Genomic DNA, 12,123 nt, shown 5'->3' on the forward strand with positions numbered 1-12,123 from the left:
TCGCGAATATGGCTGAAAAGCTGGCAGAAGAGAATGAAGTCTTTGTTTCCGAAGGAGCCGTCGCATCGACGCCTCTGACGGAAGAAGATTGTCGTGCCCTAAAGTCTCTTGCTGCCTATCAGCTTCGCTACGGTGAAACTGACGAAGCGATCGCCCTTCTATTGGTAAACCGCCGACTATGGCCGGAAGACATGGACACCTTGCGCCTTTTGGCTCAGGCCCTTTTGAAAACCGGGCATACGGACGCGGCCGAAACCATTCTCGATGAATTGGATGATCTGGATCCACGCGCTGCCAAGTCAGATAAGCCCCTGCTACTCCGCAGTGTGGTGTTGTTGCGCCGGATGAAGATGACGGAGGCCAGAAAGGCCTTCCTGCAATATCTGAACCGTCGCCGGTCGAAGGGAGGGATGCATGCTCGATAGCATTACCCGTAACCTTCGCAACAGACAGGATCTCGTTCTCGTCACCTTGATGATGATGACGATCGTCCTGATGATCCTGCCGATGCCGACGCTTCTTTTGGATGCGCTGATCGGTTTGAACATCAGCTTTACGGTATTGATCCTGACCGTCGCCATCTATCTGAAACGCCCGGACAGCTTTTCGACCTTTCCGGCTGTTATTCTGATCGCAACAGCGTTTCGTTTGGCAATTTCCATCTCGACCACTCGCCTGATCCTTAGTGAGGCAGATGCGGGCGCGATCATTGAAACTTTCGGCACCTTCGTGACTCAGGGCAACGTGATTGTGGGCCTTGTGATCTTCCTGATCATCACCACAGTCCAGTTTTTGGTGATCACAAAGGGTTCCGAGCGCGTTGCGGAAGTTTCTGCGCGTTTTGTTCTGGACGCCCTTCCGGGCCGTCAGATGAGCATCGATGCTGAAATGCGTGCCGGAGATATCACCGCAGAAGAAGCCAAAACCCGTCGTCGCCAACTGGATCGCGAGAACCAGTTCTATGGCGCGATGGACGGTGCGATGAAGTTCGTCAAAGGCGACGCCATTGCAGGTCTCATCATCATTGCCGTCAACCTGATTGGCGGTATTGGCGTTGGTATGCTGCAATACGGCCTGTCTGTCGGCGATGCAATCAACCTATTCTCGCGTCTAACTATTGGCGATGGCCTCGTTGCTCAAATCCCGGCGCTCTTTATGGCGCTGTGTGCTGGTACGGTTATCACGCGCGTAACCACTGATGATCAGTCTGACCTTGGGTCGGACATGTTCAAGCAGCTTATCGACAGCCCGCGGACCCTTTGGGTTTCTGCGGTTGTGGTCGGCGGTCTTGGACTGGTCCCGGGCTTCCCGAAAATCGTTTTCTTCTCCATCGCAGCTGGCCTTGTGCTTTTGGCCCTGTCGCTCACGCGCAAAGCACGTGAAGAAACAGAAGCAACCGATGCGTTGGTGGCACAAGCGAAAACCGAGGAAGCTGTTGCTGAGGCACCTGAAACAGAAGCTGCACAGGTTGATGATCTGGCGACAATCCGCGTCAGCCCTGCCCTGATGGCTTCGCTGGACCGGGATTACTTCGTCACCGAGCGAACCAACGCACAGCAGGCCTATACATTGAATGTCGGTCTGGAAGCCCCCCGGTTTGGCCTCTTGGAAGATTATGGTCTCGAGGAGCGCAGTTTCGAAATCGATCTGGATGGGGTGCCGGTGTTCTCCGGGTACTTCCCACGGGATTCAATTCTTATTGAAGCTGATGAGGAAGTAGCTGAACTTGCAGGAGTTAGCACATCACCGGTTGATGGGGCTTGGCCGTTCCGCTCACCGAAATGGGCTCCGGCCCACAGCCTGAGTAAAGTTCAGTCAGCAGGCATCTTGGCGCGGACAACCGAGCAATCTCTTGTTGCTCTAACCATGCATTATCTCAAAGAAAACATTGGACGGATGCTCGGCTTCCGGGATGTGCAGTCGGTCTTTGGGGAACTGCACGCCAACAGTCCCGAACTGGCAGAACATATCGGACAGTCTGTTACCCCTGCCCGCATGCTGGATATCATGCGGCGTTTGTTGGACGAAGGTGTCCCGCTCTCCTCACGACGTGTGCTGTTTGAGGCCATCGCAGAGCTCGCAGGTCAGGAACAGGACACAGCCCTTTTGGTTGAGCAGATCCGCCGCGCTATGCGCCGCCAGATCTGTAATGACATCGCTGATCGTAACCGCGTGATTTCCGCATATATCGTAGAACCGGACCTCGAACAGGCGTTGAGGTCGTCCCTGCGGCATACCGAAACAGGCAGCTACCTGATGCTGTCCAACACGGTTTCTGCTGCCTTGCTGCAGCAACTACAGAAAATAAAGACACCGGATCATAGCAACGTCACAGAACCGGTGATCGCCACTTCGACGGATTTGCGCAGGCATCTCCGTGGATACCTGGTGGAACATGGCCTGACATGTAAGGTGATTTCTTTCCAGGAAGTCTCGCCGGAGTTTTATCTCCAGCCAATAGGGACACTGACCGGCTCGGATGAGCCGTTCAAGATGTCCATGAGTTTTTCAAACTAAAAAAAACACAAAGTAGGAGAGTCAAATGGATCCGATTGGAGCAGCGCAACAAGCGCCGGGGGCACAAGCCCAAGCAGCAAATGGCAACCAGAACAATGGTGTCGAAGATCAGGCAAATGAAGCAGCTGAAAAGTTCATGACCCAGCTGTCCCTGATGGTTTTCAACGAAGTCTGGAAAGTCGGCCAGGAAAACGCGCAGTAAGCGATCAACGTGCAACTGAGGCTTGAGTAATGAGTATTGAAGCTATCGGTGCCGCTTCTGCGCAAGCACAGGCGGCCAATGCACAGCAACAACATGAAATCCCTGTTTCTGAAATGGGGCAGCAGAACTACTCTGCTGTCAACAAGGCAGAATTTGAAGCTGTGCTGACCAACATTCATGAGACGATTCAGGAGTTTGGCTCGAAAAGCCCTGCTTCACCGTCTTCAATAAACGACCCTGTTGAAGCGACGAAAGCAGAGTTGCTTCCTTCGCCTTATGAAATTCATCCAACTACTCAGGCAGAAAGTGACACATCAGTAACCAATCCAGCGCAAAATGACGGAACGGAAGTTTTGGTAAAGAGCTTCGACCACGCTATCTCGCTTGCGCTGCTGAACCAGGTTATCAGTGGAATTTCCAGCACGACGAGCAGTTTGATACGTCAGTCTTAAGGCGTTGAAACTTTAACGGTAATTGTGGGTTGGGGCCGACAAGGATGGATAGAAGAGCATGTACGTACTGTCCTCGATCAAGCGGTTCCTGCCCAACGGGCGATTCGTAGCGGCGATATTGGTTGCCGCTTTTCTGGCGGGTTGTCAGTCCGAGCTCTATAGCAAGCTGGACGAACGCGACGTCAACGAAATGGCGTTTGTTCTGGAGAGCAATGGTATTTCGGTGTCTCGAGAACGGGACAGCGAAGGCACCTACACGCTCTTTATTGAGCGTGGAGACACCGCGCGCGCTTATGGAATTCTGGCGCAAAACGGTCTGCCTCGCCAAAAGTTTGACGGATTGGGTGAGGTTTTCTCCAGCGACAAGCTGGTCTCGACCGCCTTTGAAGAAAAGGCGCGCTTTATCCATGCTGTGACTGAAGAGCTTTCCAAAAGCATATCCAGAATCGCAGGCGTGACCTCGGCAGAAGTCCACATCACCCTGCCGGAAAAAGCTCCATTGGAAGAGGAAACAGCCCCATCTCGCGCGGCTGTCTTCATCTATCACTCGCAAGGCACCGACCTGAATGCGCAAATTCCGGTAATCAAAAACCTCGTGGCGAGCAGTGTTGAACGCTTGAGCTATGAGGATGTCAGTGTTGGCCTATTCCCAGCCAACTCGCCGATGGTGCCCTCGTCGGTCACCTCACAGCTGCAATCTTTGCCAACGCTTCCCATCGCAGCCTTGATCGCGGTTATCTTGCTCTTCTTTGCCTACAACAAGACGAAATCGCGACCTAAAACGCAATCTCGCGGTCAGCGAATGGACTAAGGGGACATGATGAACACCTATTCCCCCTTGCCTGAAAACGAGCTCGTCTCAGTTGGTAGTATCCATCCAGATTGGATAGAGCAGCCTGGATCCAGCTTTGGTTCGGAAGCTGTGGTTGAAACCCTTTTGGCAAACCCGCGCATCAATAAGAAGGTTGTCGAGCAGGTTCTGCAGCAAAACAACCTACTCTACGATGATGTTCTGGACTGCAGCCCTGATGATGCCTTGGCGGCTCGCCTTGCTTTTCAGGACTTCAATCGCTTTACCCAACAGGTCGGTTTGGTGCTTTACGGCGATTATCTTGCCGGGTCAGTAGACCCGCAAAACCTGCACCAATTGACTGAGTTCTTTGACATCCAGGATCTTAGACGTGCCGTTCGTCTGCGGTCTCTTGCCTCCTATCAGGATGACATGCAGTTCGACTTTCTCAGTTCCCGGGGTTGTTGCCTCTACTGGAAAAATGTGTGTTTTGGCCTGGGCCAACACAGTTCCCTACACGCTGCAAGCGCGGGTTCGGCTGATGTTTTCCCAAAGCCAGATGGAAGGCCTTGAGTATTTCGTAAAGCGTTGTCAATCCGCCGATGGCGTGGTCCGTGCCGTTGCCCAAAATGTTGGCCTGCCAGCATCACTTGGCGGAGGTAGCTACCAATGAGCCGTCATTACACTGGACGCATTGTAAAACTTCAACCCGCTGGAGATCCCGGCGAAACGGATGCTGACGGTAATCCCGCAATTGGCACAGCCATTCCGACTGAGGACGCCGGACCGGTTCTGTCCCCGCAAGAGCAGGCAGAAGCCGAGGCTGCTCGCATCCTCGCTGAGGCAGAGGAAAAAGCAGCTGAGATCCTTCAAACAGCTGAAGAAGACGGTCTGGCACGCGGCAAGAAGGCTGCCTGCCTGAAATTTCTCGAACTCTCAGGCAAACTGGAAGCAGACGTTTATGCCTTGGAAGGGGAAGTTGCGACGATTGTCTCTGACAGTGTTGAGAAAATCCTGGCTGAGACGCCGAAATCCGAACAGCTTGCCGGAGTGGTCCGATCAGCCATTCGCGATTTCCGCAAACGGCGCTCTTTAGTGCTTCATGTTGCAGAGGAAGATCTGGAACAGGTCAAAGCAGTGGTCTCGCAATGCCAACGCGGAAAGAACCACCCGATTTCCGATATCCAGATTGGCCATCACCTGCCAGAGGGCGAATGCCATCTAACGGATGGGACAGCAGAGTTACGCATTGATGTTGAAACACAACTGGCCGCATTGCGGCACGCGCTTATGACGCCGGAACCTGAATCCGATCATCGCTTGGCAGGATAAGGGACTTTTAAAATGCCCTCCCCTCAAAGCGCAGTCATTCAAACTCTTGAACGGCGGCTCCACAAGGCGCAGCTCTATAAGTCTGTTGGCAAACTGACAGACATCTCACCGGTTCGTCTGACAGCTGATATCGAAGGTGTTGCCATCGGCGACATCTGCGAAATGATTGATCGGGAAACGGGTTACACCGGCTTTGCACGTGTTGTTTCAATCAATACCGGTACAGCTATTCTCGCGCCTTTGGGGGCGATTGAGGGTTTGTCTGCCGGTGCAGAAGTGATCCCGACCGGCGAAGACTTCACCTTTACCTGCGGCGATGGTTTGCTCGGAAGCATGTTGGACGGTCTTGGTCGCCCGCTCGAAACCGGGTTTTCGACATCCGGTTCTGATTGGGTTAAACGCCGAATATCTCCGACGCAAATCAACCCACTTTCCCGTCCTCCAATCGACACGGTTTTTGAAAGTGGCGTCAAGGCGATCGACGGATTGAACACGCTCGGCGAAGGCCAACGGATCGGGCTTTTCGGTGACCCGGGATCGGGTAAATCGACGCTGATGGGAAGCCTTGCCCGCAACTGTAATGCAGATGTGTGCGTTTTGGCCATGATCGGTGAACGTGGCCGCGAAGTTCGGGAGTTTATGGAGCGACAGCTGCCGCCGGCGTTTCGCAGCCGCAGCGTCGTGATTGCGTCAACTTCCGACAGCCCAGCGATGCAGCGGATCCTTGGCGGCTACATTGCAACCTCCATCGCGGAATATTTCCGCGATCAGGGTAAAAGCGTCCTTTTGCTTTTTGACAGCGTCACCCGATTTGCACGCGCTTTGCGCGAGGTTGGCCTTGCAGCGGGCGAAGCGGCGGTCCGTCGCGGTTTTACTCCGTCGGTTTACGCAGAACTGCCCCGGCTGATTGAGCGCTGCGGCAAAACGGACCGCGGCAGCATCACGGCGATTTACACCGTATTGACCGAAAATGAAGGCCTTGATGACCCAATTGCCGAGGAGGTGCGCAGCATCACGGACGGGCATATCATCCTGTCTTCGGAACTCGCTCACTCTGGCCGGTATCCGGCGATTGATGTCCTGCAAAGCCGCAGTCGTTTGATGAACGAAATTGTGACACCTGAGCATATTCAAGCCTCTTCAAAAGTTCGAATGCTTATGTCGAAATTTCTCGAGATCGAATTGCTGTTGCAAGTGGGCGAATACAAGGAAGGTGCTGACCCGGTCGCGGATGAAGCAATCGCCAAGCGAGAGCAAATTGCACAATTCCTGACCCAAAACTCCCATGATGGGGCGGCTTATCCTGAAATCCTGGAACAGCTGATTGCCTGTGCCGGAACTGAGTGATGCGTGATCTCAAGAAACTGCAATTTCTTGTCGAAAGCCGTGAACGTGCTGCGCGCGCGGAGATGGAAGCCGCCAAACGCCAACACCTGCAAGCCCTGCAAGCCGAACAGCGTCAAGGCGAAACTGTGAACGAATATCGGGAAAATGCCGAAAGCCGAAGGCGGCAGAGGAACCGGGAACTGCTCTCAGCACCTGCATCTACGTCACAATTAGCACTTAACTCGCTACAATTCGCACTGTCTAAAGAAGAAATTAACAACGAGATTGCAAAATTAACCACGATGACGCAAATCACCAGGGATTCGGAAATAGTCGTCGAAGAACGCGGCCTCGCACTCCGCCACCTGGTCATGAAGCAAAAGAAACTGGAAGAGCTGCAAAAGAAAATCGCCAAACTGCACCGACGGAAGGATTTGCATAAGTCCAACAGCGGGTAACAGGTGGTGATCACTTTGAAAGGGCACAATGACCAACCCGAGGACACTTCAGAATTTGGAAAAGGCGATTGCCCGGACCTCAAGACAGGCAGCTGACGCGCCGCTTGAGGATCATGTCGCTACTTCTGAAGTCTATGGTCAGAACGGACCGAAATACGCCGCGCCGACCCCCAATTCCCAAATGCCAAGACAACGGCCTCAAAAGCCGTCAAGAGCAGAAATGCCAATCGAGGCCGCTGCCTTGAGTGACCGCCAACCGGAAACTTTTCGCCAGCTCTGGATCGAGAGTTCAGCCGAAATGCCGTTTTATGATTTCGGCTTTGATGGCGAGTTGACACCTGCCGAAGAGTGGCTGGGAGATAGTTTCGCCCCCGCATTGCAGGTCTATGGCCAGTTGGGCAACGAAGAGTTCAACCTACTTCTGTCAGCAGACTTTGTTGAATACCTTGTCACACAATTGCCGGAACCAATCAGTTTCCAAGATGGTAGCCCACATGATCAGGCCCTGCTGACCGAACATTTTCTAACCCCGCTTATTGCGCCCTTTGAGCAGCATGTAGGCCGCGACCTTTCCTTTATCGGCGCTGATTTTGTTCAAGCCGGAACGGCTCCGGTTGATGTATATGGCATGCTCAACAGCGACGGTGGCGGCTTTCCAGTCGGGCTACATTCACCTAGCCATCGATTCTGGGCTCTTCTTCACAAACTCAATACCAAGCGTGTCGCCGGTTTGGTCAAACGTGACGTCCAGATCAGCTTCGGCTCGGTTCTCCTGATGCCTGAGGAGGTTGATCAACTGGCAAATGGGGACGTGATAGTCTTGGAAGAAGCACAAGGCCCGGAACTACAGGGGGACCTCCTGATCGAAGGCCAATCGGCATATCCGATTGTTGTGACACCAAGCAAGGCTACCATCGTCCCCCCGCCGGAAGAAGAGACTCCTCCAAATTCTGCTGGTGAGTTAATGCTCAGCTTTGTTCCGGCAAAACTGGCCATGACCGACAACGAGATCGTAGCCCTTAAGGTCGGCACTGAACTTCCTTTTCAGCGCCCTGAGAACGGTGCGGTTGAGATCCTCTGTAACGGCGAAAAAGCCGGTTCCGGGAACCTTGTTCTTCAGGACGGCTGCATGGGCATCAAAGTACAGGAAATCACTCGCTAATGCTCGACCTTGGAGAAAACTCGTTTGGGGTCATAGCGCTTGTCTTTTTCATGGCATTTCTGCCGATCATCGCTGTGACTGTAACTGCTTTTGCAAAAATTGCCGTCGTTCTGATGATTGTGCGGAATGCAACGGGCTTGCAGAACCTTCCACCCAACGTTGTGATGTATGGTCTTGCCATCATCTTGTCGGCCTACATCGCCTTCCCAGTGGTGGCTGATTCCTTCGAACGTGTTCAGCAAACCGTTCCCGAGCTGGAAACAGCGCAGGACTGGATAAAGGCCGGCCAAGAAGGCTCTGCCCCGCTGAAAGAGTTCTTGAAGAAACATGCGGATGAAAAACAAACGGCCTTTTTCCTCGCTTCCACCCGAAAAATCTGGGGTGATAAATACGCACAAGATGCGACACCGGAGGATCTAGCTATTCTCGTACCCAGCTTCCTCTTGTCGGAACTGACCAAGGCCTTTGAAATCGGCTTCCTCTTGTTTCTGCCGTTCATTGCCATTGATATCATCGTCACCACCGTCCTGATTGCGCTTGGCATGATGATGGTGCCACCGTCCACCATATCCATTCCCTTCAAACTGATGCTGTTCGTGTTCGTTGAAGGGTGGAGCAAGATCGTTCAGGGCTTGCTCCTGACCTACGCCTAGGAGGACTTATGGGAGACGCAGCATACGCAACTATCCTCTACGAGATCCTCTATGACGCCGTGATCTTCACTGGGCCGCCGCTTATTCTGGCAACCTTGATTGCGTTCCTGATCGGCCTGTTTCAGGCCGTCACGCAAATTCAGGAGCAGACCCTGCCGCAGACCCTGAAGATTGTGGTCATTACAATCATCCTGTTGTTTTTCGGCAATGTCCTTGCCGCACCCCTTTATGCCACGACGTTGAATATCTTCAACAATTTCGGAACGATTGTGAACTGACCATGTTTATGGAAGCCGCGGCGCAAGAGCTTCTGTTACAGGCTGTTTTCGACAACCTGAAGATCATGGTTTTGGCAACTGCGCGCCCGTTTGGGCTGGCCATGACTTTCGTCGCCTTTGGGTGGGCCCACCTGAATATCGGCGTCTTAAGAATGATCTTTGCAATCGCGATTGCCATGCCGGTCGCGATCCCGTTGTTTAGCCTTGAGCAAAGCACGATCCCGGAGCTTCCTTATCCGTATGTGCTGGTGCTCGTGAAGGAAATTTTTATCGGCGGTGTCTTTGGCTGGGTTGCGTCTTTACCCTTTACCATCGCAGCTTCAAGCGGTCACATCATTGATGGATATCGAGGCGGTGCTTCGGGAGACCCGGACCCGACAGGCGGGCAAGTTACGCCTTATGCGAAACTCTTCCTCGTAATTTCCTTGTTTCTGTTCGCGAACCTCAACGGCTTCTGGATCGTCACCGATACAATCTATTCCACCTATGAAGTCTGGCCGATGTTCGATGCACTTCCGCTCGAGCGCGGGGTTGAGCCGATTACCATTTTCAATGTGTTGGAAGGGTTGGTCAGCTCGGCGCTTGTAATTGCCACACCGCTCCTGCTTGTCATGTTTGTGGCTGATCTCATCTTCCTGCTCACGACAAAGTTCGGAAAACAGATCAACGTCAGCCATCTGGCCTTTTCAGTCAAAAACACAATCGGGATTATCCTTCTGCCGGTCATGTGCTTGATCCTCATTCGCATTTTCAAGAATGAACTTAGTCACATGTACGAGGTAGACACCCTGCTGAAAGGGGTTCTGCCATGAGTGGAGGTGATACTTCAGAGGAAAAAAACCTCCCCGCGACGGAACATACACTCCGAAAAGCGCGGGAAAAAGGACAAGTCGCCCAGAGCAAGGACTTCGTCACCATGCTCATCACGTTGGGCGGATTGTTCTTCGTGATTATGGCCTGGCCATCCTTTGTTCGGATGTTTTCAAACAGTCTAGACTTCGCCCTGCGGGGCTTTCAGATGGAACTGGAGGATTCCTATCGACCCATGTTTGTGGTGTCGATCCTTGAGACTCTCTACAGCCTGATCCCGCTTGTGGTCATTCTCGTACTCACTGCAATCTTGGCGAATATCTTGCACAAAAAGGGCATCCCCTTCTCTATGCATCCGATTGTGCCAGACTTCAAAAAAATCAATCCCGCCAGTGGCTTCAAGAAAATGTTTGGGGCTCGAGGGATGACAGAGTTTTCTGTCTCCCTTCTCAAGGTTCTGATTTGGTTTGTCGTTGCGGGCATGTTCATTTGGCTGGCTCTGCCCGCCATTCTCAACAGTCCCATCTGTGAGTTCCCCTGCACAACAGCCGTCACCAATGACTTGCTAATCAAGATTATACTGGCCGCCGCCATTCTTTTGGTAATCGGAGGTGTGCTTGATCTGCCTTTGCAGGAGGCCTTGTTCAAAAAAGAGAACAAGATGACCCGCACGCAGCTGAAAAAAGAGCTGAAGGAGACCATGGGCAATCCCGAGTACAAGAGTGCTCGCAAGGAAGCCCATAAGGAAATGACGCAGGTCAACACAACTGCGGGCAAGGACGCGACAGCGAACCTAATCGTCAGCGGCGCTGATATGGCGATTGCCCTTCGCTTTCATGCCGAAGACACACCGGTCCCCATCGTGGTGGCTAAGGGGCGCGGCGAACAAGGCGATGAAATTCTGGCAAGCGGCGGACAGATGAGTGTTCCAATTGAACATGAGCCGGAATTGGCCCAAGATCTGTTCCGGACGCTGTTGCCTGGTCAGCAAATTGAGGAACGCCAGTTCCAAAAAATTGCCCTGCTGATCATCAGAAACGGCCTGCTCTAGGGTCAGAGCCCATTAATTTGGATGAAATGGTAGGGAAGAATTTGTTCGGATACGAGGCGCAGAGCTGCAGGAAACCGTCTGGTTTTCAAAGATTTGCAACGACGTTGCCGGGCAAATTCACCCTATACCGAAGGGACGTAAAAACAGCTCCGACCTGCTTCGTCAAACCGCTCAACCGGGCAAGAAGTCCGCTCGTCGCGCTTTTCCTTGCAGCTCACTGCTGTTTGTTGCGTGAGCGTTCGGTATTCCCGCTCTGACGGGGAGCGCAGTGGGGTGATAATGTCCATTTTCGTTAATGGACATTGTGAGGCACATTTTGGGTACGAAGAAGGGCAGCAAGAAGCGGTTTTGGTCGGATGACGAGAAGCGGTCGATCTGTTTGCAGGCCAGAGTGCCGGGGGTTTCGGTTGCGCAGGTTGCGCGCCGCTCTGCGATGAATGCGAACCTGATCCACAACTGGCTGCGTGATGAGCGGTTTGCGCCAGAAGACAGCGATTGCGTCCTTGATGGAGCGGCGTTTCTACCAGTGGAGATAGAGGGCCCGCAGGCCGCACCAGGCCACCAGATCGCGGCGCTTGCCTCGGATATGCCGTTGTCGGCTCAGCGGGTTGATATCACGCTGTCGGACGGGCGGCGGGTATTGGTGGAAGGGACGACGGCGCTGCCGACGGTGCTGGCTTTGGTTGAAGGTCTAATGCCGTGATCCCCGTGCCGTCCAACGCGCGGGTTTGGCTGGCTGCCGGGGTGACGGACATGCGGCGCGGGTTCAACACTTTGGCGGCTCAGGCGGAGAAGGTTCTGGAGCTTGATCCCTATTCTGGACATCTGTTTGTGTTCCGGGGACGGCGCGGTGATCTGCTGAAGATCATCTGGTGGGATCGACAGGGCGCATGCCTGTTCAGCAAGCGCCTTGAGAAGGGCCGGTTTGTTTGGCCTGCTGCGAAGGACGGTAAGGTCAGCGTGACGCCCGCGCAATTGTCGATGTTGCTTGAAGGCATAGACTGGCGGATGCCGCAAAAAACATGGCGGCCCCTGAGCGTCGGATAGGCCAATATATTGGCGTTTGCGCGCCTCTCGGGATTCAACTTACGC

At 53.4% G+C, this 12,123-nt stretch carries 17 protein-coding genes; 16 read left to right on the plus strand and 1 reads right to left on the minus strand.

Annotated elements, in window-relative coordinates; all coding sequences use genetic code 11:
* Positions 1-8: 8 nt before the first annotated feature.
* From TRICHSKD4_RS27640 to TRICHSKD4_RS27700, 14 genes are all read left to right on the plus strand, one after another.
* Entirely contained in the window at positions 9-425 is a 417-nt protein-coding gene (locus TRICHSKD4_RS27640; protein ID WP_009469797.1) for a tetratricopeptide repeat protein, read from the plus strand.
* Positions 415-2,517 carry a type III secretion system export apparatus subunit SctV gene (gene sctV / locus TRICHSKD4_RS27645; protein WP_009469798.1) on the plus strand — a complete coding sequence of 701 codons (2,103 nt, stop codon included), beginning with the start codon at positions 415-417 and terminating at the stop codon, positions 2,515-2,517. The genes TRICHSKD4_RS27640 and sctV overlap by 11 nt, the downstream gene beginning before the upstream one ends.
* A gap of 25 nt (positions 2,518-2,542) precedes the next feature.
* Entirely contained in the window at positions 2,543-2,719 is a 177-nt protein-coding gene (locus tag TRICHSKD4_RS31075; RefSeq protein WP_009469799.1) for a hypothetical protein, read from the plus strand.
* A gap of 29 nt (positions 2,720-2,748) precedes the next feature.
* Entirely contained in the window at positions 2,749-3,171 is a 423-nt protein-coding gene (locus TRICHSKD4_RS27650) for a hypothetical protein (RefSeq protein WP_009469800.1), read from the plus strand.
* A gap of 58 nt (positions 3,172-3,229) precedes the next feature.
* Entirely contained in the window at positions 3,230-3,982 is a 753-nt protein-coding gene (sctJ, locus tag TRICHSKD4_RS27655; RefSeq protein ID WP_009469801.1) for a type III secretion system inner membrane ring lipoprotein SctJ, read from the plus strand.
* 6 nt (positions 3,983-3,988) lie between these two features.
* Positions 3,989-4,534: a hypothetical protein gene (locus TRICHSKD4_RS27660; protein WP_009469802.1), complete on the plus strand. Its 546-nt coding sequence runs from the start codon at positions 3,989-3,991 to the stop codon at positions 4,532-4,534.
* A 96-nt stretch (positions 4,535-4,630) separates the two neighbouring features.
* A complete protein-coding gene (locus TRICHSKD4_RS27665) occupies positions 4,631-5,293 on the plus strand; it encodes a FliH/SctL family protein (RefSeq protein ID WP_009469804.1) in 663 nt (220 codons plus the stop codon).
* Positions 5,294-5,305: 12 nt separating this feature from the next.
* Complete coding sequence (locus TRICHSKD4_RS27670) at positions 5,306-6,640, plus strand: FliI/YscN family ATPase (RefSeq protein WP_009469805.1); 1,335 nt, start codon at positions 5,306-5,308, stop codon at positions 6,638-6,640.
* Positions 6,640-7,077 (plus strand): hypothetical protein, encoded by a 438-nt coding sequence (locus TRICHSKD4_RS27675; protein WP_009469806.1) that lies wholly within the window; start codon positions 6,640-6,642, stop codon positions 7,075-7,077. Before TRICHSKD4_RS27670 ends, TRICHSKD4_RS27675 begins: the two co-directional genes overlap by 1 nt.
* Before the next feature lie 28 nt (positions 7,078-7,105).
* Positions 7,106-8,239 (plus strand): FliM/FliN family flagellar motor switch protein, encoded by a 1,134-nt coding sequence (locus tag TRICHSKD4_RS27680; protein ID WP_009469807.1) that lies wholly within the window; start codon positions 7,106-7,108, stop codon positions 8,237-8,239.
* Positions 8,239-8,892 (plus strand): type III secretion system export apparatus subunit SctR, encoded by a 654-nt coding sequence (gene sctR, locus TRICHSKD4_RS27685; RefSeq protein ID WP_009469808.1) that lies wholly within the window; start codon positions 8,239-8,241, stop codon positions 8,890-8,892. Before TRICHSKD4_RS27680 ends, sctR begins: the two co-directional genes overlap by 1 nt.
* A gap of 8 nt (positions 8,893-8,900) precedes the next feature.
* On the plus strand, positions 8,901-9,170 hold the full coding sequence (locus TRICHSKD4_RS27690; protein ID WP_009469809.1) for an EscS/YscS/HrcS family type III secretion system export apparatus protein: 270 nt from the start codon (positions 8,901-8,903) through the stop codon (positions 9,168-9,170).
* A gap of 2 nt (positions 9,171-9,172) precedes the next feature.
* Entirely contained in the window at positions 9,173-9,982 is an 810-nt protein-coding gene (locus TRICHSKD4_RS27695) for an EscT/YscT/HrcT family type III secretion system export apparatus protein (protein WP_040617702.1), read from the plus strand.
* The gene (locus TRICHSKD4_RS27700; RefSeq protein WP_009469811.1) at positions 9,979-11,031 is read left to right on the plus strand and encodes an EscU/YscU/HrcU family type III secretion system export apparatus switch protein; all 1,053 of its coding nucleotides are present in this window, start codon (positions 9,979-9,981) and stop codon (positions 11,029-11,031) included. The genes TRICHSKD4_RS27695 and TRICHSKD4_RS27700 overlap by 4 nt, the downstream gene beginning before the upstream one ends.
* Before the next feature lie 171 nt (positions 11,032-11,202).
* Here the strand turns inward: TRICHSKD4_RS27700 and TRICHSKD4_RS32525 are convergent, their stop codons facing one another.
* Positions 11,203-11,487: a hypothetical protein gene (locus tag TRICHSKD4_RS32525; protein ID WP_009469812.1), complete on the minus strand. Its 285-nt coding sequence runs from the start codon at positions 11,485-11,487 to the stop codon at positions 11,203-11,205.
* On the opposite strand from TRICHSKD4_RS32525, the gene TRICHSKD4_RS27705 reads away from it, so the two are divergent.
* Together TRICHSKD4_RS27705 and tnpB are read left to right on the plus strand one after the other, a co-directional pair.
* Positions 11,465-11,734 (plus strand): hypothetical protein, encoded by a 270-nt coding sequence (locus tag TRICHSKD4_RS27705; protein ID WP_009465502.1) that lies wholly within the window; start codon positions 11,465-11,467, stop codon positions 11,732-11,734. The genes TRICHSKD4_RS32525 and TRICHSKD4_RS27705 overlap by 23 nt on opposite strands.
* Positions 11,731-12,078 (plus strand): IS66 family insertion sequence element accessory protein TnpB, encoded by a 348-nt coding sequence (tnpB, locus tag TRICHSKD4_RS27710; RefSeq protein WP_009465831.1) that lies wholly within the window; start codon positions 11,731-11,733, stop codon positions 12,076-12,078. The genes TRICHSKD4_RS27705 and tnpB overlap by 4 nt, the downstream gene beginning before the upstream one ends.
* Positions 12,079-12,123 lie beyond the last annotated feature (45 nt).

Source organism: Roseibium sp. TrichSKD4, assembly GCF_000148725.1.
Taxonomy (GTDB): Bacteria; Pseudomonadota; Alphaproteobacteria; order Rhizobiales; family Stappiaceae; genus Roseibium.